General features: G+C 48.1%; 27 protein-coding genes and 1 tRNA gene. 23 read left to right on the top strand and 5 right to left on the bottom strand.

The features are described from left to right. Nucleotides 1-2 precede the first annotated feature (2 nt). Both DL94_RS0101405 and DL94_RS0101410 read right to left on the bottom strand, forming a co-directional pair. Nucleotides 3-1,232, bottom strand: coding sequence for a type II secretion system F family protein (locus DL94_RS0101405; RefSeq protein WP_028128600.1), 1,230 nt, complete (start codon nucleotides 1,230-1,232; stop codon nucleotides 3-5). Next, nucleotides 1,222-2,271 carry a type IV pilus twitching motility protein PilT gene (locus tag DL94_RS0101410; protein WP_028128601.1) on the bottom strand — a complete coding sequence of 350 codons (1,050 nt, stop codon included), beginning with the start codon at nucleotides 2,269-2,271 and terminating at the stop codon, nucleotides 1,222-1,224. Before DL94_RS0101410 ends, DL94_RS0101405 begins: the two co-directional genes overlap by 11 nt. A 231-nt stretch (nucleotides 2,272-2,502) precedes the next feature. Here DL94_RS0101410 and DL94_RS0101415 point away from each other — a divergent pair, with 231 nt between their 5' ends. Beyond that, nucleotides 2,503-3,255 (top strand): PrsW family glutamic-type intramembrane protease, encoded by a 753-nt coding sequence (locus tag DL94_RS0101415; protein WP_028128602.1) that lies wholly within the window; start codon nucleotides 2,503-2,505, stop codon nucleotides 3,253-3,255. A gap of 25 nt (nucleotides 3,256-3,280) precedes the next feature. Here the strand turns inward: DL94_RS0101415 and nadE are convergent, their stop codons facing one another. Further along, nucleotides 3,281-5,176, bottom strand: coding sequence for an NAD(+) synthase (gene nadE, locus DL94_RS0101420; RefSeq protein ID WP_028128603.1), 1,896 nt, complete (start codon nucleotides 5,174-5,176; stop codon nucleotides 3,281-3,283). A 131-nt stretch (nucleotides 5,177-5,307) separates the two neighbouring features. Here nadE and DL94_RS0101425 point away from each other — a divergent pair, with 131 nt between their 5' ends. Continuing rightward, on the top strand, nucleotides 5,308-5,715 hold the full coding sequence (locus tag DL94_RS0101425) for a hypothetical protein (RefSeq protein ID WP_028128604.1): 408 nt from the start codon (nucleotides 5,308-5,310) through the stop codon (nucleotides 5,713-5,715). 57 nt (nucleotides 5,716-5,772) lie between these two features. Here the strand turns inward: DL94_RS0101425 and DL94_RS0101430 are convergent, their stop codons facing one another. After that, nucleotides 5,773-6,621 (bottom strand): AraC family transcriptional regulator, encoded by an 849-nt coding sequence (locus DL94_RS0101430; RefSeq protein WP_028128605.1) that lies wholly within the window; start codon nucleotides 6,619-6,621, stop codon nucleotides 5,773-5,775. A gap of 206 nt (nucleotides 6,622-6,827) precedes the next feature. On the opposite strand from DL94_RS0101430, the gene DL94_RS0101435 reads away from it, so the two are divergent. From DL94_RS0101435 to DL94_RS16500, 15 genes are all read left to right on the top strand, one after another. Further along, complete coding sequence (locus DL94_RS0101435; protein ID WP_231464431.1) at nucleotides 6,828-7,103, top strand: diaminopimelate epimerase; 276 nt, start codon at nucleotides 6,828-6,830, stop codon at nucleotides 7,101-7,103. Then, entirely contained in the window at nucleotides 7,104-7,292 is a 189-nt protein-coding gene (locus tag DL94_RS0101440; RefSeq protein ID WP_028128607.1) for a hypothetical protein, read from the top strand. Next, entirely contained in the window at nucleotides 7,255-7,623 is a 369-nt protein-coding gene (ylxM, locus tag DL94_RS0101445; RefSeq protein ID WP_028128608.1) for a YlxM family DNA-binding protein, read from the top strand. The genes DL94_RS0101440 and ylxM overlap by 38 nt, the downstream gene beginning before the upstream one ends. Then, nucleotides 7,620-9,008: a signal recognition particle protein gene (gene ffh / locus DL94_RS0101450; protein ID WP_028128609.1), complete on the top strand. Its 1,389-nt coding sequence runs from the start codon at nucleotides 7,620-7,622 to the stop codon at nucleotides 9,006-9,008. Before ylxM ends, ffh begins: the two co-directional genes overlap by 4 nt. Nucleotides 9,009-9,047: 39 nt before the next feature. After that, nucleotides 9,048-9,317, top strand: coding sequence for a 30S ribosomal protein S16 (rpsP, locus tag DL94_RS0101455; protein ID WP_028128610.1), 270 nt, complete (start codon nucleotides 9,048-9,050; stop codon nucleotides 9,315-9,317). 29 nt (nucleotides 9,318-9,346) lie between these two features. Next, nucleotides 9,347-9,574 carry a KH domain-containing protein gene (locus DL94_RS0101460; protein WP_028128611.1) on the top strand — a complete coding sequence of 76 codons (228 nt, stop codon included), beginning with the start codon at nucleotides 9,347-9,349 and terminating at the stop codon, nucleotides 9,572-9,574. Between the two features lie 69 nt (nucleotides 9,575-9,643). Beyond that, nucleotides 9,644-10,075 (top strand): YlqD family protein, encoded by a 432-nt coding sequence (locus tag DL94_RS0101465; RefSeq protein WP_028128612.1) that lies wholly within the window; start codon nucleotides 9,644-9,646, stop codon nucleotides 10,073-10,075. After that, on the top strand, nucleotides 10,047-10,592 hold the full coding sequence (gene rimM / locus DL94_RS0101470) for a ribosome maturation factor RimM (protein WP_028128613.1): 546 nt from the start codon (nucleotides 10,047-10,049) through the stop codon (nucleotides 10,590-10,592). The genes DL94_RS0101465 and rimM overlap by 29 nt, the downstream gene beginning before the upstream one ends. Next, nucleotides 10,582-11,316, top strand: a complete 735-nt coding sequence (gene trmD, locus DL94_RS0101475) for a tRNA (guanosine(37)-N1)-methyltransferase TrmD (protein WP_028128614.1) — start codon at nucleotides 10,582-10,584, stop codon at nucleotides 11,314-11,316. The genes rimM and trmD overlap by 11 nt, the downstream gene beginning before the upstream one ends. A 117-nt stretch (nucleotides 11,317-11,433) precedes the next feature. Continuing rightward, a complete protein-coding gene (locus DL94_RS0101480; protein ID WP_028128615.1) occupies nucleotides 11,434-12,168 on the top strand; it encodes a hypothetical protein in 735 nt (244 codons plus the stop codon). Between the two features lie 135 nt (nucleotides 12,169-12,303). After that, entirely contained in the window at nucleotides 12,304-12,927 is a 624-nt protein-coding gene (udk, locus tag DL94_RS0101485; protein WP_028128616.1) for a uridine kinase, read from the top strand. Between the two features lie 209 nt (nucleotides 12,928-13,136). Further along, entirely contained in the window at nucleotides 13,137-14,537 is a 1,401-nt protein-coding gene (locus tag DL94_RS0101490) for a sodium-dependent transporter (RefSeq protein ID WP_028128617.1), read from the top strand. A 137-nt stretch (nucleotides 14,538-14,674) separates the two neighbouring features. Then, nucleotides 14,675-16,621 (top strand): EAL domain-containing protein, encoded by a 1,947-nt coding sequence (locus DL94_RS0101495; RefSeq protein WP_037371052.1) that lies wholly within the window; start codon nucleotides 14,675-14,677, stop codon nucleotides 16,619-16,621. Nucleotides 16,622-16,731: 110 nt separating this feature from the next. Continuing rightward, nucleotides 16,732-16,818 (top strand) — tRNA-Leu (locus DL94_RS0101500). Nucleotides 16,819-17,093: 275 nt separating this feature from the next. Then, entirely contained in the window at nucleotides 17,094-17,216 is a 123-nt protein-coding gene (locus tag DL94_RS16500; RefSeq protein WP_255326868.1) for a hypothetical protein, read from the top strand. Nucleotides 17,217-17,452: 236 nt separating this feature from the next. On the opposite strand, the gene DL94_RS0101510 is transcribed toward DL94_RS16500, so the two are convergent. Next, nucleotides 17,453-17,656: a hypothetical protein gene (locus DL94_RS0101510; protein ID WP_028128620.1), complete on the bottom strand. Its 204-nt coding sequence runs from the start codon at nucleotides 17,654-17,656 to the stop codon at nucleotides 17,453-17,455. A 174-nt stretch (nucleotides 17,657-17,830) separates the two neighbouring features. Between DL94_RS0101510 and DL94_RS0101515 the strand changes: the two genes are divergently transcribed. From DL94_RS0101515 to DL94_RS13880, 6 genes are all read left to right on the top strand, one after another. After that, nucleotides 17,831-18,187 (top strand): hypothetical protein, encoded by a 357-nt coding sequence (locus DL94_RS0101515; protein ID WP_028128621.1) that lies wholly within the window; start codon nucleotides 17,831-17,833, stop codon nucleotides 18,185-18,187. Between the two features lie 219 nt (nucleotides 18,188-18,406). After that, on the top strand, nucleotides 18,407-19,393 hold the full coding sequence (locus tag DL94_RS13875) for an XdhC family protein (RefSeq protein WP_037371055.1): 987 nt from the start codon (nucleotides 18,407-18,409) through the stop codon (nucleotides 19,391-19,393). Between the two features lie 12 nt (nucleotides 19,394-19,405). Beyond that, the gene (locus DL94_RS0101525; protein ID WP_028128622.1) at nucleotides 19,406-21,520 is read left to right on the top strand and encodes a xanthine dehydrogenase family protein molybdopterin-binding subunit; all 2,115 of its coding nucleotides are present in this window, start codon (nucleotides 19,406-19,408) and stop codon (nucleotides 21,518-21,520) included. Between the two features lie 15 nt (nucleotides 21,521-21,535). After that, nucleotides 21,536-22,003, top strand: coding sequence for a (2Fe-2S)-binding protein (locus DL94_RS0101530; protein WP_028128623.1), 468 nt, complete (start codon nucleotides 21,536-21,538; stop codon nucleotides 22,001-22,003). Continuing rightward, nucleotides 21,997-22,839: an FAD binding domain-containing protein gene (locus DL94_RS15490; RefSeq protein WP_028128624.1), complete on the top strand. Its 843-nt coding sequence runs from the start codon at nucleotides 21,997-21,999 to the stop codon at nucleotides 22,837-22,839. The genes DL94_RS0101530 and DL94_RS15490 overlap by 7 nt, the downstream gene beginning before the upstream one ends. After that, nucleotides 22,836-23,423 carry a nucleotidyltransferase family protein gene (locus DL94_RS13880; protein WP_072023080.1) on the top strand — a complete coding sequence of 196 codons (588 nt, stop codon included), beginning with the start codon at nucleotides 22,836-22,838 and terminating at the stop codon, nucleotides 23,421-23,423. Before DL94_RS15490 ends, DL94_RS13880 begins: the two co-directional genes overlap by 4 nt. Nucleotides 23,424-23,466 lie beyond the last annotated feature (43 nt).

Genomic DNA, 23,466 nt, shown 5'->3' on the forward strand with positions numbered 1-23,466 from the left:
GCTTACATGGTCAAAGCGTCCATAGTATTTAGCAGCGGCATAATCACCGACAGCACAAAGAAAAATACCAGACCGCCGACCAGAAAAATGGCAGCAGGTTCAGCTAAAGCCTGCAAGCGTGCAGATTCATTTTCCATCATAACTTTGCAATAGTCAGCACCTTTGGTCAGCATCGTTTCCAATTTACCGGATTGTTCACCGGCAGCCAGCATTTCCTGCAGGATTGCCGGAAAACTAGGGCATTCTTCCAAGGCAGCTCGCAGCGAGCTGCCTTGTTGTATTTTTTGACGCACCTGTCCTAATTGCTGGGCCAGGTAGCTATTGTCCAAGGATTTGCCGGCCATTTCCAAAGCCAGCGGCAGTGCTATCCCCTGTTCGAGCAGGGAGGCTAGTGTCGACAGTGCCAGCATCCAGTCTGTATGCAGGCGTAAACTTCCCAATAAGGGCAGGGCCAGCTGACAGCGTTCATAATACAGTTTTACCTTTGTAGATTTTCGCAGGGCCAGTATGACGAGCAAGCCTAAAATGACAATGACCAAAGTCATATCTCCGTAATCCCTAAGAAAGGCCGCTGTACTTAATAAAATTCTTGTCGGCAGGGGCAATTCCACCTGCAGGTTTTCCAGCATAGCGGCAAAGGCCGGAAGAATCACCAAAGTCATAAAGACCAGCGCGCCTACAGCTGAACAGGCCAGAATCAGCGGATAGAGCAGGACGGATTTAAGTTTTTCCCGGGCAATGGTGGTCTGTTCCAAATAATCAGCCAGACGAATCAATACCGTATCCAGGGTACCGCCGTTTTCACCGGCCTGTACCAAGTGAACAACCTGTGCGGAAAATATTTGCGGATATTTACCTAAGGCCGCTGATAAACTATTGCCTTGCATTACGGCCTGATGCAGTTTATTTAGGACCTTAGTACAGCTGTTTTCCCTGCTGGCCGCAGCTAAATTACGCAGTGCCTCATGCAGGGGAATCCCGGCCTCTGTCAGGACGGCCAGCTGCCGAAAGAATAGTGCCTGCTGTCCTGTCGTAAAGCCTCCGCCCACAAAACTGATTAAATCCTGTAGATTTTTGCGTGTGGACGCAGATTTTTCTTCTGCCGCTATCAGATTTGTTACCCATAAACCTTGCTGCCTGATTTGCCGGGCGGCCTCCTGCCGGCTGCCGGCCGCAATATTTCCTTGAAAATGCTGGCCGGCACGATTGCAGGCCGTGTATTTATAATTCATAACTTTCTCCCTGTTGACGTTCCCAAGTTTCCCGGCTTATCCTGCCATTTTGCCAAAGGTCCTGCAAAGCCTGGCTGCGTGTCTGCATGCCTTGCTGCAGGTGACTCATCATCACCGCTGACAACTGGCTGTATTTCCCTTGTCTGATTAAACTGGTGACCGCAGGAACAGACAGCAGCACTTCGTAGAGTGCGGTCCTGCCGCCGTCAGCCGCTGGCAGCAGAGTTTGGGAAATAATCCCTGTCAAAACCTGGGCGATTAAGGCCCGAGCACTTTCGTGTTCATTACTGGGGAACATTCCTTCCATGCGCAGGATAGTTTCTGCCGCACTGCGGCTATGCAGTGTTCCGAGCACGAGCATACCTGCTGCGGCGGCAGTCAAAGCCGTTTCCAAGGTTTCCCGGTCACGAATCTCACCGACCAGAATCACGTCAGGCATTTCCCGTAAGGCACCGCGCAAGGCCTGCGGAAAGGAATAAAAATCACGTCCCCATTCCCGTTGACTGATAAAACATTTGTCAGGCTTAAAAACATATTCGATGGGGTCCTCTAACGTAACAATATGACAGGCTTTCTCGTGGTTTAGTTCAGCGATAAAAGCTGCCAGCGTTGTCGACTTGCCGGAGCCGGTACGGCCTGTCACCAATATAAGTCCCTGGTCAGTCTCCTTTATCTTTTGCCAGGCTTTAGGGGCATTAAGTTCCGCAAGGCTGGGAATCCTCTCCGGCAGCAAGCGGCACGCCAAAGCCGGCCAGCCTTGCTGGTAGTAAGCATGCACCCTGAACCGCCGCCCGTCATAATTCCATGACATGTCAATTTCCCGTTCGCTGGTCAGTTTTTCCCGTTGATACTCACTCATGATAAAGGCACAAATTTCTGAAAGCACAGATTCGGTCAGCGGGCAGCAGGCGAGTGGCTGCAAGGCTCCCAGGCACCGCATGTATGGCCTTTGCCCGACGGTTAAGTGTATATCTGAGGCCGCGCTTATGATAGCCTTGTGAAAAAATTCCTGCCAATTTATTTCGTCACACATAGACATTCACCTTGATATTTTCTAATGTTAAAGTAATTCTTCTACAAACATTCTTAAATACCTGCCATGAAAGTAAGACATTTGTGGCAGGTTAATGCTCAGGGGAAACTGCCATAGGCGAAATTAAGTCTGCTGAATTGCAGGATTAAACTAATGTAAGGGAGAATTTTCTCTTATATCGAGGCAAGCAAATACGGCGTTATAGGGAAGGCGCTGTTCCGTTGGGAGGTGCAGATAATGGAGCTTATTCAGTTAATTCTTGCCGCCATAATCCTTGGATTCATTTATAAGAAAATGCTCAGGTGGGGCGGGGCAGACAGTATTTCGCCAAAGCAGGCTTATATTTCCTTAGGCCTGGGGGTATTGGCTACGATAATTACGTTTATCCTTGCTATTGTCATTGCTATGTCAATTGTAGATTTAGGATACAATCTGGCAGATATAGAAAATCAATTTGTAAAGGCGTCAGCGTTGGCTTTCTTTCGTGCCGGTTTCCCGGAGGAACTGGCCAAACTGCTTATGATAGTCCTGGAAGTTAAACTGTTTAAGCCGGATAACATCTACAAATACATTTTAATCGGTGGCGGTGTGGGCATGGGCTTTACCCTGAATGAGGAATTAGTGTACGGCGGTACGCTTATGGGCTTTTGCCGTTTCTTTACCGTAGCTTTCCACATGCTGCTGGGCATATTTATGGCAGAATATATCGGCAGGGGGCATTTCCATAAAGCAAATGGCGAACCGTACAAATTGCTATACCTTACGGCTTTTCTCGTGCCTGTAGTTATTCATACATTCTATGACGCTTTGACCGCCTATAATCCGGCTGTGGAGATAGGCGATATTGATGATGAGGTTGTGGGAATGTGGTTATTGGCAGCCATTGTTTTTGAAATCTGTACCATTATCTGGCAGGTTGTGTATATCAAACGTATGAAAAAAATTGCCGCCAAGTATGTTAATTATAAATTCAATAGTATTTCGGCATAAGAAAAGAGCCCCGCGGGGCTCTTTTTTAGTTCGCTTGCAGCAATTGCTGTTTGAGCTGGCGATATTTTAAAGTGTAATAGGGGCCGTTTTGGGCCTCACGATGGTCAAAGCCATAGGCGCGGCGGCTGATGGCCAGGATAGGCGGTGCCTGAATGCGCTTGGCCACGGCCATGCCGGTGAACAGATTCCACCAGCGTTCGAGGTCAGCGATAAATTCCTGTGCTGTGGGGAAATATTTGGCCACGAGGCCCGGGGCACAGCCGAGATTTTCTTCCAATGTGCCGGCTGCATACCATTCCAGAATATCTTCGGGAGCGGCTTTTTGCCAGCGCTCGATAAAGGAGCGGAAGAGGTAATCGTGATAAGGATATTTTAAGGGGTCGCCCTTGCCCTCGTCTACGTTTTGGGCAGAGGAAAGCTCGGCGCTCGGAACAATGTCAATAATTCCCTGCGGCACAACTTCGCGTCCGTAAATGACGTCGTTCATGTAATGGGCCAGGTCATACACCTGATATTTCCACAGGTCAGCCAAGGCGGCCAGGAAACCTGACTGGTCACCGTACAAGGTGGAGTAGCCGACCGTGGTTTCTGCTTTGTTGGCATTGCAGGTAAAACCGCCGCCGAAGGCAGCTGCTGCGCCTGCCAGTACCCGGGCACTGCGGTCACGGGCCTGAATATTTTCCGTGACAAAGGAAGAAACCGTGAGGTTTTGGTTTGACATGTCAGTAAGATAGGTGATGGGCGTTTCGGAAAGCTGTTTGACAGTATGGTCAACGGATTCCTGAATGGGTATTACTGCATACTGGCAACCCAGATTATCGGCCAGCTCCTTGCTGAGTCCTTTGGTCGTCGCGGAATTAAAGACGCTGGGCATATTGACAAGCAGCAGGTTTTCCGGGCCGACAACCTTGGCGTATAATGCCGCGGCAACAGCCGAGTCAATGCCGCCGGAAATGCCAATAACCACCTTTTGCATGTGAATGTTTTCCAGAAAACGGCGGATACCATAGTGCAGGGCGCGGTAAATATGCGCAATGTCAGATTCCGCAGCCGGTGTTATTTCCGGGATAGATGGCAGCTTATCCAAATCCACAATGGTCAGTTCTTCCTGATAAGTGGTGCTGGTCAGGCAGACACCGCCTTTGTCGTTGTAGGCGGTGCTGGCACCATCGAAGGTATAGACGGTTTTTCCGTTGTTTTGCAGGCCGATGGCGTTGACATAAAACAGGGGAACGCCGGCGTCTTTAGCCTGCTGGCCGAATACCCGATGGCGTTTATCATTTTTTCCGAGCGTATAAGGCGAGGCCGAGATATTGACGAACATGTCAATACTGGCTTTTTCCTTTAATATCTGCAGTGGTTCTAAGGCGTAGTTGTCACTCCAGCCGTCTTCGCAAAGCAGACAGCCGATATGATAATTTTTGCCGCGTACGGTAAGGCTGACCGGGGCGATGAGTTCCGCCGGCGTTCTGCCTTCTTCAATAGCCAGCTGCTGCAGGCTGAAGAAATGCCGGGTATCGTCAAACTCACGGTAATTAGGCATCAAAGTTTTGATGACATAGGGATAAGACTGGCCTACAGGTGTAAGCAGCTGGCCGTCCTGGGCGGTGAAAAAAGCATTGTACTTGCGCACACGCCCGTCATTGTTGGTTTTCTCCCAGTCCATGGCGATATTGCCGAACATAACAGTGAGCCCCTGCGAGGCGGCGATTATTTCCTGACCGTAATGTTCGCAGTCTGCGAGGAAACTTGTCTGTTCCCAGGTATCACCTAACAGATATCCGGGAATGGCCATTTCCGGGAAAATGATGATATCGGTATCCTGTTCCCGGGCCTCGGCAATCATGCGCAGCATGGCAGCGGCATTTTTGTCGGGATGACCGGGGATGACTTCCATTTGCGCCATAGCTATTTTTAACAAAGCATTCACTCCAATGCAGTATATTTTTGCGTTTATGGTTAAATGATACGCTAGTTGTCAGGGGAAGTCAAACAAAGTGACTTAAGAAAACGGCACTTACAGCCGATATAAAAGCAAAGGGGGGGAGAGGTATGCGAGTTGCAGGCCTTGATGACAGCGTGGCTGGCGTCACTAATATGGAAAAAGCCAGGACACAGGGTACAGATGCTTTTAAGGATATGTTTGCGGGCCTGGTGCAGGAACGCATTGCTAATCTGACCGAAACGCTCGAGGAAATGAATGCCCGGCGGGCGGAATTGTCCGAGCTGAAAGCCCAGCAGAAATGTACAGAGATAATCCGGCATGTGCTGCCTGATGGCAGTGTTTTGGTAAAAGAATTTGTGGATGGCAAGCTGGACAGCTGCTATCGCAAACCGCCGCATTTAAAAGATGTGCCGGATGACAGTAAGCCGGTTCCCCAGGCAGCTGATGGGACGGAGCTTAAATCCCTGCGCAAAATGAAAAAGGTGCCGGCTGTGCGGATATTTGATGATATATAAGTTATATATAAAGAGGCAGAGGTCATCATACAGTTGATGGCCTCTGCCTCTGTCAGGTTATTGTTTGCGATAATCACGGGGCGAACATTTAAACATTTCTTTAAATGCCCGGGAGAATGTAGAGTAGTCGGCAAAACCGACTTCCTCACTGATGGCGGTGATGGGCATATCTGTTTTCAGCAGGTCACGGGCCAGCAGCAGGCGTTTGCTGCGAATGTACTGGTGAATGCCATAACCAGTGTCGGCCTTAAACTTGCGCATTAAGTAGAACTTACTGATATAGGCCTGGGCTGCCAGTTCATCGATGGGCAGGTCATGCGCCAGATTGGCATTGATGTAGGTGATTATCTGTTGAATCTTGGGGTCATAGGTGGCATTGTTCAGTCCGGATAATTCATGTTCATGCAGGGAACGGTTTAAAAGTATCATAAATTCAATGAACATAATTTCGGTGAAAAGCTCATTGGCAAAGCCCTTGCTCCGGGCTGTTTTTTCCAGCTTGTCCATGTGAAAGAGCAGGTCATGGCTGGTGCCGGGGGGCTGGTGCATGACACTGCTGTTATCACGGGCGTAGGTAAAGCACTGGGCCAGGTCCACATGCTCAGCATTTTGCTGTTGCCAACGCCGTAAAAAGTCCGGCGCTACATAAATGACGATGCGTTCGTATTCTTTATTATCATCAGTGAATACGGGGCGATGAATTTCACCGGCGGCAACAAAGACAATGTCCCGGGGAGCCAGATGATATGTTTTGCCTTCAATAACATAATCTACAGCACCATCAAGAAACATGATTATCTTATGGAAGTCATGATAGTGAAAGGGGATGGGTTTCAAGGCAGCGTCTTTTAAACGGAAAACACGGAAGTCGCTGACAAGATATCCTTTCTTTTCATAGTCGCTCATAATTTTCCCCCTCATAACGAATTTGTTCTTAGTATAGTACAATTTTTGCAATATTGAAAGCATATTTTAAACTTTTATTGCAAATCTGACCTTGCTATAATAAAACCATCGAAATTATTACAGCTTATGCAGATTATAAAGAAAGGCCGGTGAGCAGGATGTTGTTAGTTCGTTTATATCGTGTGGAGGATAAGGAAGTTATGATTATGGACGGGAATCAGGGATATATGCCTGGTGAAAATGCCATCCGCCTGCTGGCCAGCCGTAAGTTTGGTGTTGGTGCTGACAGGGTGATTATCCACAGCGAGATGAACGGGCAGCGCAGCTTTACAGTGTATGACGCTGAGGGTTATGCGTGCGCTTTGACGGCTGCAGACCGCGCGTTGCTGGGACGCCAGGCCGATTGTGAGGTGCGGCTGACGGATTACTTCGCCGGGAAAATGCGTCAGGCTGATGAGTGTGAACTGGCGGCTGCCTGTTAATTGGATATTGATATAATGATAAAGATGGGGCGAGCACTCCATCTTTTTTATATTGCCAAGGAAAAATACTTGACAGCCTATAAAACCTTCGCTATAATAGCCTATGTCAAGGGGGAAACCTTGGCACCTATTTTTAAAGCAGGTGATGGCGATGATGGAGCAGCTCTTGTATTTATCCACGTTGTTTGATTTATATGGGGCATTGCTTACGGAGAAACAGCAGGAATGCCTGCGTATGCACTTGTTTGAGGATTTTTCCTTATCGGAAATCGGTGAAGAGCTGGGGATATCCCGGCAGGCGGTTTACGATAATGTCCACCGCAGTGAAAAAGCGATGGAGTCCTACGAGAAAAAATTAGGCCTGGCGGCCCGTTACCAAGGTGAACGTCAGGAGTTAGCCAAAATTTATGAAGCAATCAAGGGACTGAAACAGCCGGGCAATGCTGAGGCTGTTGATGAAGTCCTGGACCGCTTGGAACCCTACACTGTGCAGGGTCACGGTCAGGAGGTATCCGTTTGATATTTGAAAGCTTATCCGACCGCTTGCAGGAAACATTCAAAAAACTTCGCGGTCATGGCAAGTTGACGGAGGACGATGTCAACGAGGCCATGCGGGAAGTGCGAATGGCACTTCTGGAAGCTGATGTAAACTTCAAGGTCGTCAAGAACTTTATAAAGACTGTCAAGGAACGGGCTATCGGTCAGGATATACTCGAAACCTTGACGCCGGCTCAGGTGGTTATCAAGATTGTTGATGAAGAGCTCACCAACCTCATGGGCGGTACGCAGAGCCGTATCAACATAAGTCCAAATCCGCCGACCATCATCATGATGGCAGGTCTGCAGGGTGCTGGTAAAACCACGTCTGCTGGTAAGCTGGGCTTGTCCCTTAAAAAGCAGGGCAAACGTCCGTTGCTGGTTGCCTGTGATATTTACCGTCCGGCTGCTATCAAGCAGTTGCAGGTAGTGGGCAAACAGCTCGACATTCCCGTGTTTTCCATGGAGCAGGGCACCGATGCGGTGACCATTGCTAAATCTTCTATTGCTTATTCGCAAAGTCATGCCAACGATGTTATCATCATCGATACGGCAGGCCGCTTGCAGATAGATGAAGCTTTGATGCAGGAACTGCGTGATATCAAAGCTGAGGTCAAGCCGCATGAAATTCTGCTGGTTGTGGATGCCATGACCGGTCAGGAATCCGTAAATGTGGCGCAGACCTTTAATGACAGCCTTGGCCTTGATGGTGTCATCATGACCAAGCTGGACGGTGATGCCCGTGGTGGTGCAGCACTGTCTGTAAAGGCTGTTACCGGTGTGCCCATTAAGTTTGTGGGTATGGGAGAGAAACTGGAGGCACTCCAGCCCTTCCATCCTGACCGCATGGCCTCCCGTATCCTCGGGATGGGCGACGTGCTTTCTCTCGTAGAAAAGGCTCAGCAGACCTTTGATATGGAAGAGGCGCGCAAGATGGAGAAAAAGCTGCGCAAGGATGAATTTACCTTGGATGACTTCCTCTCCCAGATGCAGCAGGTCAAGAAACTTGGTTCCCTCGAGAATATCCTGGGCATGATTCCTGGCATGGGCGGCATCAAAAAACAGCTGGAAGGTCAGGATATTGACCTTGATGGCAAGGAAATGCGCCAGATTGAGGCCATTATCAAATCCATGACGCCTAAAGAACGGGCGGACATCGGTATCATCAACGGCAGCCGCCGTAAACGTATCGCCATGGGCTCCGGCACCAAAGTGCAGGACGTCAACAAGCTCTTAAAGCAGTTTGGCGAAATGAAAAAGATGATGAAGAAAATGAAAAAAATGCAAAAGGGAAAAGGGTTCCCGGGCTTAGGCAGCTTAGGCAATCTGGGCCTCGGAAACTTCCCGAAAATGCCCTTTATGCGTTAATTTTTATACACTCCAATTTGCGAAAGGTGGTGAAATTTCATGGCAGTAAAGATTCGTTTGAACCGTATGGGTGCAAAGAAGAACCCTTTCTATCGTATTGTGGTTGCTGACTCCCGTGCTCCGCGTGATGGCCGTTTTATCGAAGTTCTCGGTAACTATGACCCCTCCAAGCAGCCGGCAGTTGTCAACGTTGACGAAGCAAAGGTTCTTGACTGGATGAACAAAGGTGCTCAGCCGACCGATACCGTTAAAAATCTGTTCAGCAAGCAGGGCATCATGTCCAAGTTCGCTGAATCCAAGAAGAAGTAAGCTAAGTGCTTATTGGAAAGAGGCTCGACATGAAGAAACTTGTTGAAGTTATCGCCAAATCCTTAGTGGAGCATCCCGAAGCTGTCGTTGTTGATGAACGGCAGGAGGATGGGCAGACCGTGCTCAGCCTTCACGTGGCAGAGGATGACATGGGTAAGGTCATCGGGCGTCAGGGGCGTATTGCCAAGGCATTACGTACCGTGGTCAAAGCCGCGGCCACTCGGGAAAATACGAAAGTCACGGTTGAGATTATTTAAAATAAAAGCGGCAGGTTTCTTTTTAGGGACTTGCCGTTTTTACTATGTATGAAGAAAAGGGGAACTGTCATGGATTCTATTTCACTGAAAGTGCCTGTTACTATTAAGGCAAAACTTACGGAAAAACTTAAGACGAAGATTCTTACGGAGCTGGAAGAAGGCATTAAGCGTGCTGAACTCGAACTGCAGCAGCTTGATATTCAGGAAAAGCGTGTAATGCAGGAAAATCAGCCGGCTAATCCGGAACAGCCCACGATGGAAGAAGTACAGCGTTTTCAGTCCATTCAGGCTCATTTCGGCCAGGAACGTCAGAAACGTCTGGAATTCCGCGAAGAGTCCAATGCCCGTAAGGAAGAAATGGAAAAAATGGTTATTGGTGCGGAAATCGTTCAGGGCACGCTCGAACATCAGGTGGAAGTCCATGTAGGTGATGACATGCGTGAAATCATGAACGTGGAAGTGCTGGTGGAAGATGACAAGATTATCGCCATTCGCGGCTAAGAAAAACAAACGGGACAAAAATCGCGTTACCATCGGCAAGGTCGGGGCCGCCCATGGCATTCATGGGGAAATGCGGATTATTCCCCTGACAGATTTCGTGGAACGCTTTGCTGACATGACGGAAGTTATGGTTGGCAGTGAACTGCTCCATATTGAAAGCTGTAAGTATCATAAGCAATATGTGCTGATGAAATTTAAGGAATATCCCGTCCGGGAGGCGGCAATGAGCCTTACCGGCAAGCTGCTGACCGTTGACCGCAGTGAGGCGGCGCCGTTAAATGAAGGCGAGTATTACACCTTTGACATCATTGGCCTGACCGTTTTTGACATGTCAGGCAATGAGCTGGGCACGGTGGAAAATGTCCTGCGTACCGGCAGCAATGACGTGTATCAGGCACGCCGCACAGATGGCGGTGAACTTCTGATACCGGCGCTGAAAGCCGTAGTCAAGGAAATTGACGTAGCAGGCGGCCGCATGGTCGTAGATATGCCTGAGGAGATTTCCGATGCGCATTGATATGGTGACAATATTTCCGGAAATGTTTGCTGGCCCGTTTGGTGACAGCATTACCAAACGGGCTGTGGATAAAGGTATTTTGGATATTCATTTTACCAATTTCCGCGATTTTGCTGAGGATAAACATCATCATGTCGATGACAGCCCTTTTGGCGGCGGTGCCGGCATGGTGTTAAAACCGGAACCAATGTATAAGGCTGTGCGTGATGTACTAGCCAGAACTGCCGAATACGCTGCCAATCGCCGGGTACTGATTATGGACCCGTCCGGCCCGACTTTTAATCAGGAAAAGGCCAAGGAACTGGCGGCTTATGACCAGCTGGTTTTTATCTGTGGTCATTATGAGGGCTTTGATGCGCGTATTTATAAACTGGCTGACGAGGCCATCTCGATTGGTGATTTTGTCCTTACAGGCGGTGAACTGCCGGCTATGGTGATTACTGATGCGGTATCGCGTATGCTGCCAGGTGTACTGGGGCATGAAGAATCAGCACCTACGGATTCCTTCTATGAGGGACTGCTGGAATTTCCTCAGTATACACGTCCCCGGGAATTTGAAGGCATGGAAGTGCCGGAGGTGCTGCTTAACGGTGACCATGCCAAAATACGGCAGTGGCGCCGGGAACAATCCCTGCTGGTGACGCAAAAATATCGTCCTGACCTGTTGGCTAAGGCTGACCTTACTGACAAGGACCGCCAGTTTTTGGCAGACACAAATAAATAAATCTAACAGACGAGCGAAAGTTTTCCTGACTATCATTAGCCGGCAGGAAAATTTCGCTCGTTTGTCGTATTGGATAAAGTATAAATGTAATTGTGAGAGATACCAGGAGGATAAGCTATGAAAAAATCCCACATCATCGCTGTTGCAGCAGTTTTGTACCTGCTGATTATGGTCATCGGTGTGGCGGCTTATTTTGCCTATGAAACAGAACATGCCAAAGTAGAAAAAGCACGGCAGGCAGCGCAGACGATGACAGAAACAGCACCTGCGGCGAAGAAACAGGAAAAAGAGCCGGAAGAGAAGGTTGACCCGGCACTTATCCAGGCGGCGGCAGCAAAAAAAGCCGCAGAAAAGAAAGAGCAGGACCTGAAAGGCGGCATGCATTCAGAAACCATCAATGGTGTTACTTACTATAAACATACATGGCCGAAAAAGCTGGCACCTGGTGTGTATTTGCGCCCGTTTGTGGCCGAAGGGCAGGGGGGCTGCCTGCTGAAAAACGACGTTTATTATTTTTACACTATTCATGACGCAGAGCAGACGGCCTGGGTGATGGGGGACCATCTGGACATTGCCGCCGGCGGTCAGACCACGACGCTGTCTTTTGACCCGTCAACCATGCATAAACACATGGCCTCCGATGCGGAATGGCTATCGGAAAATTATGTGGTCAATGCCGATAAGAAAACGGTAGCGGCGTTTAAACGCATTGCCCAGTCCAAACAGGGCAGTATTGTTTATTATAATAGCAGTACAGGCAAGGCCAGACGGCATGAACTGAGCATAGAAGAAGTGACAAGAATTAGTGAAATGGTCGAGTTGTATGAGCTTTTGCAGCAGGACCAGCAGTGACCAATGGGGCAGTGGTAATATTGTTTTGTATGGATTGACTCTATAACCTATTTATTCAAATTGTCAGTTTTTTATATGTGTTTTTTGTGATATAATACTCCTAATGCTGTATTATCAAAGGAGGTGTTGCACCAAATGAAAACAACGATTATCGGTATAGCTGGAGGTTCCGGCTCGGGGAAATCCACCTTTACTAATCGCTTGAAAAGTTTTTTTGGTGAAAACATAACCGTCATTTATCATGACAACTATTATCGCGCTAATGATGCCTTGTCCATGGAGGAACGCCGCAGGATAAACTATGACCATCCGCAGGCACTCGAAACAGATTTGCTCGTTAAGCACCTGGAAGAACTTAAACAGGGTAAAAGCGTAAAATGTCCGGTATATGATTTTACGCAGCATAACCGTTCGGATAAAACGATTACCATTCATCCCAGCCGCGTCATTGTCGTGGAAGGTATTCTTATCTTACAGGATGAACGTTTGCGCGATGCTTTTGACATAAAGATTTTCGTAGAAGCTGATGCTGATGAACGCATTCTGCGCCGCGTGGTACGTGACATGGATGAACGCGGCCGCGAACTGCAGGATATCATTGAGCATTACCTGGCAACGGTTAAGCCGATGCATTATCTTTATGTAGAACCGACGCGTAATGTGGCTGATATCGTTCTCAACAGCGGTTTGAACGATGTGGCTTTTGATGTGATGAAAACCAAAATAGAACATATTTTGGAAAATCCTGATGAAGATTAACAATATACAAATGTCCATTTGACATAACAGAGCGGATTAACTCAAGCAGCCGTAAATCTTGGTATATGGCCAGGATTACGGCTGTTTTTATGTTAAGGCTAAAATAAATGTTTAATAGAGAAGAACAAAGGTCTATGTAAATAATAAAATACTTTACAAATAACTGTAATGGTGTATAATGGTCTTATTAAGAATTAGAGGTGATGTACATGAACGAGAAAAAAAGCAAGGACAGCAGCTTTTCCGGCCAGCTGGGATTCGTCCTGGCGGCAGCCGCCTCCGCAGTAGGTGTGGGTAATTTATGGCGGTTTCCTTATTTTGCGGCAAAGGATGGCGGCGGAATTTTCCTGCTGACGTATCTGATTTTGTTGCTGACGTTTGGTTATGCGTTGTTGTCATCGGACCTGGCCATTGGGCGCCGTACCCAGCTTAGTTCCATTAAGGCCTATGGCGCCATGAAACCTGGCTGGAAGTTTTTGGGAATCCTGACATTTATGGTACCGGCAATTATAATGACTTATTATGCAGTTATCGGTGGATGGATTACCAAATATGCGGTGACCTTTTTGACCGGCAGCGGCGCGGCAGCAGCCAGTGATGATTATTTTGTAGGCTTTATTACCAATCCTGTGGAATCTGGCATTTATGCTGCAATTTTCATGCTGGCAACAGCGTATGTCGTTTACCGCGGGGTAGAACGGGGCATTGAGGCGTCCTCACGTATAATCATGCCAGTGCTGCTGGTTACGGTGGTGCTGATTTCGATATACGTACTGACGCTGGAAGTTCATGACCCCAGTGGTGCAGTTCGTACTGGTTTGCAGGGCATGGCTATTTACTTACTGCCCAACTTTGAAGGCCTGACACTTAGCAAGTACATTCAGATTGTACTGGACGCTATGAGCCAGATGTTTTATTCTTTGAGTGTGGCTATGGGTATCATGATTACCTATGGTTCCTATGTAAAGAAGGACGTAAACCTTAATCAGTCCGTATCCCAGATTGCGATTGTGGATACTGCTGTAGCAGTTCTGGCAGGTATGATGATTATCCCGGCAATCTTTGCTTTCTCCGGTATGGAAGGCATGGCTGCTGGCCCGAAACTCATGTTTGTATCCCTGCCGAAAGTGTTCAATTCTTTGGGGATTGTGGGTATTATCATCGGTGCTGCTTTCTTCCTGATGGCAATTTTTGCTGCCTTGACCAGTTGTATCTCCGTTCTGGAGGCAATTGTGGCCAACTGTATGGAAATCTTTCATGCTGAACGTAAAAAGGTTACGCTGCTTGTCAGCACCTTCTACACAGTGATTACGGTAGTAATTGCTTTGGGCTACAGCCTCTTTTATGTGGAGGTGGGCCTGCCTAATGGTTCTACGGGACAGCTGCTCGATATTATGGACTATATCAGTACGGCCTGCATGATGCCGATTATCGCTTTCCTGTCGGCAATTCTTATCGGCTGGCTGGTAAAACCGGAATGGATTATTTCCGAAATGGAGGCCGATGGCAGCCGCATGCCGCGCAAAGGTCTTTACCGCGTGATTATCCGCTATGTGGCTCCTGTAGTAATGGTAATCCTTTGCCTGCAGGCCTTTGGCTTGATAAACTGATTTTAATAATGCTTTTAAACGCACTTGCCTGGCAGGTGCGTTTTTCTTTTAAAAAAATTCAGCAGGGAAAAGTAAATTGATTGTCGAATCTATAATATTGAGAGAATAAAAGAGAAAGCATTATGAGGGAAATAAATATGGGTAATTGGCTTAGTGCTTACAACTATGACTTTGCTTTGGCAACCATTCCCGTACAAATTATATTGATGGTCGTATATTACTTGCGCCGTCAGTTGCCAACCAAGAAAAGCCAATATTTCTGGCTGGTCATGGTGATGAACCTTTTCATGACAGTTACAGATATTTGGGCATGTGAATTAAATGAAGTTTGGCAGGAATATCCCCTGTCTTTTTCGTATGGGCTTAACATGGCTTATTTTATCAGCTTTATCCTGCGTGGCTGGGCCCTGTTTGCTTATGCGGCTGAGGTGGCAGATGCTCCCAAACGGTGGGGAAATATATTTTCCCGCATTATGACACTGCCGGCTTTGATACTGGTGGTTATGGTGGTATCTACTCCTTGGACAGCGGCAATTTTTACCATGGACCCGGTGTCGGGGTATCATAATACCAGCATGTATTACTCCATTTATTACTGCACCTGGTTTTATATTCTGGCCTCGCTGGGCGTGGTATTTTACTGGCGCAGGGAAATGTCTTTGAAGTTGCAGATGGGCCTTTATACAGGTAATATAATCCTGGCTGTCGGCCTGGTCATGCGTCATTCCTTCATGAATACGCTGGTGACGAGTTTCTTCAGTCTGCTGGTAATCCTGATTATTTACCTCACGGCGCAGAATCCGGACTCTTTTAGGGATAGAAAGGTAGATGTCTTTAACCGGGCTGCCTTTTCGGAAATGGTGACCGAATTTATCCTGTCTGGTGTGCCTTTTTCCTGCCTGGGGATTTGTGTCAAGGATTATATGCTCTATAAAGCTGTTTACAGTACGGAACCGATGTACGCCAGCCTCGCCAATATCGGCGCCTGGCTGAATGCACAGTTTAAGGGATTCTATATTTTCTACTTTGGTAATGGACAGCTGGTACTGCTTAATCAAAGCCTGGACTATGTAGATGTGCAGGGAATGACCAAAAGCATTAAGGAACGTTTCCTGAAATCATGGCATGCCAATGGTGGGGTGGAAGTGCCCCTGGATGTGGATACGATTTTCCTATCCCGTTCCATTCCTAAAGTCGATGTCAATTCCGTAGAGATTTGTTTGGAACGCGCTTTCAGCGAGGTGTCCAGAATTGATAATCCCGAGGTGTATGTAGTTGACGAGATGCTTTTGGAAAAAATCAATCGTCAGGAAAAAATAAAAATTGCCCTGGGCAAGGCTTTACGCAATGGCAGCTTAGAGATAAATCTGCAGCCGTTATATGCTGTTAAACAAAATAAGATGAATGTGGCAGAAGTTCTGGCCAGGTTATATGATGATGAGTTGGGCTATATACCACCACAGGAATTCATTCCTATTGCGGAGAAGTCCGGCAATATTATGGAACTGGGACGTCAGATTTTTGCCAAGACATGTCACTTTATCAGTGATTATGATCTGGCAGCGTTGGGGATAGATTTTGTGACGGTCAACCTGTCACCGGCGCAATGCATGAATAAAGGCCTGGGTGAAGAACTCGACCGCATTGCCAGACGCCATAAGATTCCTTTGCATAAGATTCGGCTGGAGATTACAGAATCTGCCACTGGGGATATGGATACGTTGGCCTCCCAAATGCAAAAAATGGAAAACATTGGCGTACGGTTCCTGCTTGATGATTTTGGTGCCGGGACGTCTAATCTGGTACGTCTGCTGAATTTGCCGTTCAGTATGGTAAAAATAGACATGCAGCTGGTATGGTCATATTTCCGCAGCTCGAGCAACATGCTCGTTCATATTATGAAAATGTTCTGTGATGAAAAAATATCTATTATCGTGGAAGGCGTAGAAGATAAGCATATGGCCCAGACACTGGCTGATATGGGCTGTGAATATGAACAGGGCTATTATTTCTCGCCGCCGCTGCCAGTAGATGAATTTGTCGCTTTTATTGAAAAACATCGTAATACAAAGTGGCTTGAATAAAAGTATGGTGGTTTTTTACTGGAATTGATGGTTTATTAAAAAAAGTGTTTGACAATAACTTCTATGTATGCTAATATATTTTTTGTCAGCAACGCATTGTGGTTGCTAACGCCGGCGTGGCGGAATTGGCAGACGCAGCAGACTCAAAATCTGCCGTTGGCAACAACGTATCGGTTCAAGTCCGATCGCCGGCACCACTTGTAAATCAAGGCTCCGTGAGATTTTCACGGGGCTTTTTTGTTGTATTTTTTTAGGGGATTGACAGCCAGTTGACAGCCACCAGAATTTAATCGGTAGAGTCAAATTTATTTACTTACCCCCATATTTTTATAGGGGTAAGTAAATTTAGGTATTGTTTTAATTTCCTATGCATTTATGTTCAAAAGACTGCTTATTTATAATACGCAGAGATATCAAAGACTACCAACGCATAATCAACCTGCCACGCCCCGAACCACAGAGGCACATACGTATGGCCATGTACAAACGCGCCGCCCAATTCGCCCCCTTTGCCGCCTTGACCGGCTATGAAGAAATAGTGCAGGCAACGGCCCAGGCTCACGAAAAAGCAGTGGCGGGCGGAGCTGTGTTTTAAGTATGATAAAAGGTGCTGTGATATATAATGCTTTTGTATTTCATCAAAGCACCTTTTTGATTTTGACAACTTACTTCGGTAGTAGTCTGCAGCTTGCTATCTTCTTTAAGAAGCGATATCAACGCTGTCTCAGATTTCATTTAAGGGATCAACATTAGAAGTTGTGTCTATGTAGCCCCAAGGTTTATTTTTGGCACATCAGGCGGTGGAGGATAAATGCACCCTCCTGTTACGATTTACATAATCTCAACCGTAAGTTCTTTCTTATCCATCATTTTTATCATCTCCATCCTTGATTCTCTGTCAATAACCGGATTTAGTTCATTCGGGATGATCACATCATCCCAGGAAGAACCCGGGGGATCCCCCAGGGGGGGCGTCTCAATTCCGCCGGCAATCATTTCCATTTCCATAATCTCCAGTTCTTTCTTGTCCATCATTTTTGACAACCCCTTTCCGGTAAGCTTAGTTGACTATGTTTACCTTTGCCTATACATACGCTTGATAAAGTCAAGTATTACATTTTTTTCTCCTGCACTACACACTTTTCGCTTTCGGGGATATAAAGAACAGAAAGCAAAAACAACACTTAAAGATGTGAGGAGGAAAATAAAATGGAAAAGAAATTCATGAATAAGATGGACAATATGGAATTGGACATGGTAGTTGGCAGCTTTGATTACGGGTATGGATCTGGTAAGAATATTTGGGTAGATGGCAAAAAGTACTATGTCGTGTATAATCGTACTCTCAACCAGAATGAGTTTTATGATTACTCTAAAGGTGATGTGACAAGACAAATGATTCAGTGGAATCTTGATTGTGGGGAAACACAAATTCGCTATTACAATCAAAGAGTTGGTGATCTTACGGCCAGTGTGCGGGATGAAGCAAGGTCACGTGGAATGACAAGAAACAAGGTTGCCGTTCGACCGATGACTCGTCTCCCCGGAGTAGGTTCTGCCGGTTAAGACTCTGAAAAAGACGTTCAAATTAGATTTCTCAATAGGCAGAGGGCATATCATAAGGTATGCTCTCTTTGCTATATGTGTAAATATATGTTCTGTGTCCAGCACTATAACGAAAGGATTTTTATGTTCGTTTATAGAATACATATTCAAATATAGGGGAAACGAATGGACGAGAAATCTAACACGTTTGGATTAGGCGATAATAAAGCAGGTGGGAAAATGCTGGATAGGGGCTTGTTTTTGGCGTTACAAGGCTTGCCGGCTGTTGGCAGGAATGAAGTGCTTACACTATTGGCCGGGCCGGAACGAGGGAGCAGAGTGCTGTTGTCTGACGGAAAAATCTTATGGCAGCATGGTACAGGGGATTTTTTTCAGCAGGTTAACGATTCGGCTGCGGTTTTTGTTGACCCGGTGCCAGCGAATAAGGAATTGGTCATCTGCGGTGCCGGCCATGTGGCGCTGGCGGTGATTACTTTGGCCCGGATGGTGGATTTCCATATTACGGTGATTGAAGACCGTCCGGATTACGCAGAGAAGGCGTGTGCGGCAGGGGCAGATAAAGTAATTGTTGAAGACTTTGGCAAAGCGTTGGCCAGGATTCCGGGAGGAGCTAATTATTATTTTGTGGTTCTGACACGGGAACATCAATATGATGAAATCTGCCTTAGAACCATTTTACAAAAAGATTTTGCCTATGCCGGTGTTATGGGCAGCAGGCGCAGGACAGAGCTATTGCGGCAAAGTCTTATTGCCGCAGGTGTTCCAGCAGCGGCAGCAGCTCAACTGCATGCGCCGATTGGCCTGGACATTGGCGCGGAGACGGAAACGGAAATCGGTGTGGCGATTGTGGCCGAACTGATAAAAAATGGGAAGGCTGGCAATTTTCCGGCCAAACTCGTTACAGCTGCCTTGCAGGCAAGCGAGCCGTTTGTGTTGGCGACCATCATCCGCCGCAGTGGCTCGGCACCACGAAATGTCGGCACTAAGATGTTAATATTTGCTGATCATATTGTGGCAACTATCGGCGGTGGCATCCTGGAAACAAGGATTATCAGCCGGGGACGGCAGATGCTTATGGAAAAAGATACGCACGATGTTTGGGAACAAGTGGATATGCGTGGTGATGATGCAAGGGGCGGGCATATGGTATGCGGCGGTATTGTCGATGTGTTATTGGAGTATGTGAACCCGGCAAAGAACCGCTGAGGAGGGAAAGTCATGGAAGATATCAGTAAAGCCGTTGAGCGTAAGGACCATCGGTTAAAGATGTCCGGGCGGGCAGAATATACATGTGATAAACGTATGGAGGGTATGCTCTATTCTGCATTTGTCCGCTCGGAAATAGCGCATGGCCGGATTTTGGATATAAAGCTGCCTGTTCTGCCTGAGGGGTATGTGGCGGTAAGCGGTCATGACCTGTATGACAATCATCTGCCTGTCATTACGGATGAACATGAACAGCCCATCTTTGCTATTGATGAAGTCTGCTTTGTCGGGGAGGCAATTCTCATGCTAGCCGGGCCTGATTTGCAAAAAGTCCGGCGTCTTTGCCGGGAAACGAAAGTGGTTTATGAGGAACTGCCCGCTGTGCTGACGCTGGATGAGGCCACAGAAACGGCCGCGCATTATCATTATCACAAGGGGGATGCAGAGGCTGCTTTTGCGCAAGCGGCGCAGGTGGTCGAGGAAGTTTTCACTACCGGGTATCAGGAGCAGGCCTATCTGGAAGTGCAGGGCATGGTGGCACAATGGGACGCAGAGAACAGGAAAATGCACGTCTTCGGTTCGATGCAAGCGCCGTATCATGTGAAAAATGCTGTGATGCGCGTGCTGGGGCTGGACGCAGAGCATGTCCGTGTGGTGCAGGAAGTTACGGGCGGCGGTTTTGGCGGCAAGGAGGATTATCCCTCACTGATAGCTTGTCAGGCGGCGGCAGCGGCGAAGAAAGCCGGGGCCCCGGTTCGTGTCGTCTATGATCGCCGGGAGGATATGACGGTTACAACCAAACGTCATCCGAGCAGGGTGCGCTATGCCGCAGCTTTGGACGCGCAACATCGCATTATCGCGCTCAAGGCCGATATCTGTCTTGATGCCGGAGCCTATCCGGGATTGTCCAGCGTAGTGCTGCAGCGTTCGTTAAACGTAGCGGCCGGTGTTTATAAAATTGATAATCTCGATGTTGATGGGCGGGCGGTCCTCACCCATACAGTGTCCAATGGTGCTTTTCGTGGCTTTGGCGCTCCCCAGGTTTTTTTTGCTATAGAATCGCTAATGAATCATCTGGCAGCTAAGGTGGGGATGACACCACTGGCGTTCCGGCAAATGCATATGGTGCAACAGGATAACGATACGGTGACCGGCGGCAAGTTCCATTATTATGTTCCCCTTCCTGATTTACTGGCCAAGGCAGAGGAAATGTCTGACTATAGCCGCAAATACGCGGCCTATTCACAGCCGCAGCAGGGACGGTACCGCAAAGGCATTGGCCTGTCTTTGTTCATGCATGGCTGTGGCTATACCGGTTCTGCGGAAAAGGATTTCTTGCGCCCACGTGTCATATTGCGCAAATATGCAAATGATACGGTGGAAATACTGTGCGGCAGTGTGGATATCGGTCAGGGCCTTAAGACGACGTTTAGTAAGATTGCTGCGGTGGTCTTGGACCTGCCACTGGAGCGTGTTATCTTCCACAATCCGGATACCGACCGTGTGCCGGATTCCGGGCCGACAGTGGCCTCGCGCTCTATTATGATCGTGGGGAAACTGGTGGAGCGGGCGGCAAAGAAACTGAAGGCCGTCTGGGAAAGCGGCAAGGAGCAGGAAACAGTGGCTGACTACGAATCACCTGAGCTGATTCCTTGGAATTTGGCTAAATTCAACGGCGATGCTTACCCCGCGTATTCCTGGGGAGTCAATGTCGTTGAACTGGAGGAAGACTGCCTGACCGGAATGACGAAATTGCTTGGAGTTTGGGGTGTATTTGATGTGGGCACGGTTATCGACAACACCGTAATGCTGGGCCAGGCTGAAGGCGGCATACTGCAGGGAATCGGCTATGGTTCCATGGAAAAGATGGAATCAGCAGCGGGGAAAATCCGTCAGACCAGCTTTACTGATTATATGATTCCCACGGCTATGGATACGGTACCGAATCAAATTGCCTTTGTTGATAATTATTATGAGTATGGCCCCTTTGGTGCCAAGGGGGCAGGCGAACTGACTCTGCTGGGCGGTGCACCTGCTTATACAGCTGCAGTTGAGCAGGCCACGGGCAAGTCTTTTCATGCCATTCCGCTGACGCCGGAGCGTATTCTGGCGGCACAGCAGAAATAAGCAGAGGTGGAGAACATGATAGATTTTATATTAAACGGCAAAAAATGCACAAGTCAGCTGCCGCCGCAGAGCCGCCTGCTGGACGTATTACGGGAAGAATTTGGCCTTACGGCCCCCAAGGAAGGCTGCGGCGAAGGGGAATGTGGTGCCTGTGCTGTGCTGGTGGACGGGATGCTTTGGAATTCCTGTATCACTCCCTTGGCCAATGTGCAGGGGAAAAGCGTGCTTACGCTGGAGGGGTTCCGTGATACGGAAAAATACAAGCTGCTGGAAAAATGTTTTGGTGAGGCTGGGGCTGTGCAATGCGGTTTCTGTACACCGGGAATGATTATGGCGGCCGAGGCCCTGCTCAGAAAGAATCCCCATCCGCAGGAGGCAGACATACGCGAGGCGATTTCGGGCAATCTCTGCCGCTGCACAGGTTATAATATGATTATCAAGGCTATCCGCATGGCGGCAGAAAAGGGGGCAGGATTATGGTGAAGACCTATATGCCATGTTCTGTGCTCGAGGCTTTGCGTCTGAAACAGGAGGCACAGTCAGAGGCAATTTTTGTAGCTGGCGGTACCGATATCATGCCGTCTGGCCGGACAGCTCCTGTGCTGATTTATCTGCAGGGGCTGACAGAACTGCAGGAAGTGTCAAAATTTGATGGCGTTCTGCGTATCGGGGCTGGTTGTACCTATACACAGCTTATCGGGGACGAACGGATTCCGAAAATTTTGCGAGAGGCCATGCACGAGATTGCGGCCCCTGCTATCCGCAACGTAGGCACGATAGCCGGAAATATCTGTAATGCCTCCCCGGCCGGGGATACATTGCCGCTGCTCTATGCCATGGATGCCGTGATAGTGATGGGGAGTCTGGATGAACAAGGACAGCTCAGGACACGCAAGCTCGGTATTGAGGCGTTTATCCAGGGCGTCCGCAAGATTACCCTGGAACCGTCGGAAATGGTTCTGGCTGTGGAGATTCCCTGCAATTCTTATGAGCAGATGACGAAATTGCAACGGTACAAAGCAGGCGCCCGAAAAGCGCAGGCTATAGCGAAACTTTCCTTTGCCGGCATCTGCAGGGTGGAAGATGATGTTCTGCAGGATGTACGCCTTGCCTTTGGGGCTGTAGGGGCAACAGTAATCCGCAGCCGGAAACTCGAGGCAAAACTTAAAGGCCTGACTTTGACGGAACTGGCAGCAAGGCGAACGTCAATTGTACAGGAATATGGAGAGTTATTGCGGCCTATCGATGACCAGCGTTCTACCGCTGATTATCGGCGGCAGGTATGTCTCAATCTCTTGGAGGATTTCCTGAGCTTATGAAAACCGGGGCATTGATACTGGCAGCAGGTTTATCCTCCCGTATGAGAGCGTTTAAGCCAATGCTGGAACTGGCAGGAAAAACGCTGGTAGAACACGTCATTGGTCATTTTAGGCAATTTGGCTGTGAATATATTTTTGTAGTGACTGGCAGGGACGCGCAGATTCTGGAGTCATTTTTGACGGAAAAATTTCCTGGTCAGATAGACTTTGTACGCAATCCGGACTACGCAACAAGCGATATGTTTACATCAGTGAAACTGGGCTTAAAAGCTCTGCCGGAAGATTGTACCAGTATTTTCCTGACACCAGCAGACGTGCCATTGTTTGATGCAGCGCTGCTAACACAGATGGACGCGGTTGCCGCGCCAGTTGTACGTCCTTCTTATAAAGGAAAGGCCGGTCATCCCGTGTTGCTGCGAAAAAATGTATGGTGCGGCATTTTGTCCTATCAGGGTGAAGGGGGCTTGAAGGGCGCATTGCAAACAGCGCAGCAGGCGTTCGTGGAGGCTGCCTCCGCAGGTATTCTGCTCGATGCTGATACGCCGGAGGACTTGCAGCGGCTGCGAGAATTCCTGGGCAGATGAATTACGACTAAGAAGGGGCTGGTGCACTTTATAAATGTGCACC

Origin of the sequence: Selenomonas sp. AE3005, assembly GCF_000686945.1 — a bacterium.
Lineage (GTDB): Bacteria > Bacillota > Negativicutes > Selenomonadales > Selenomonadaceae > Selenomonas_A.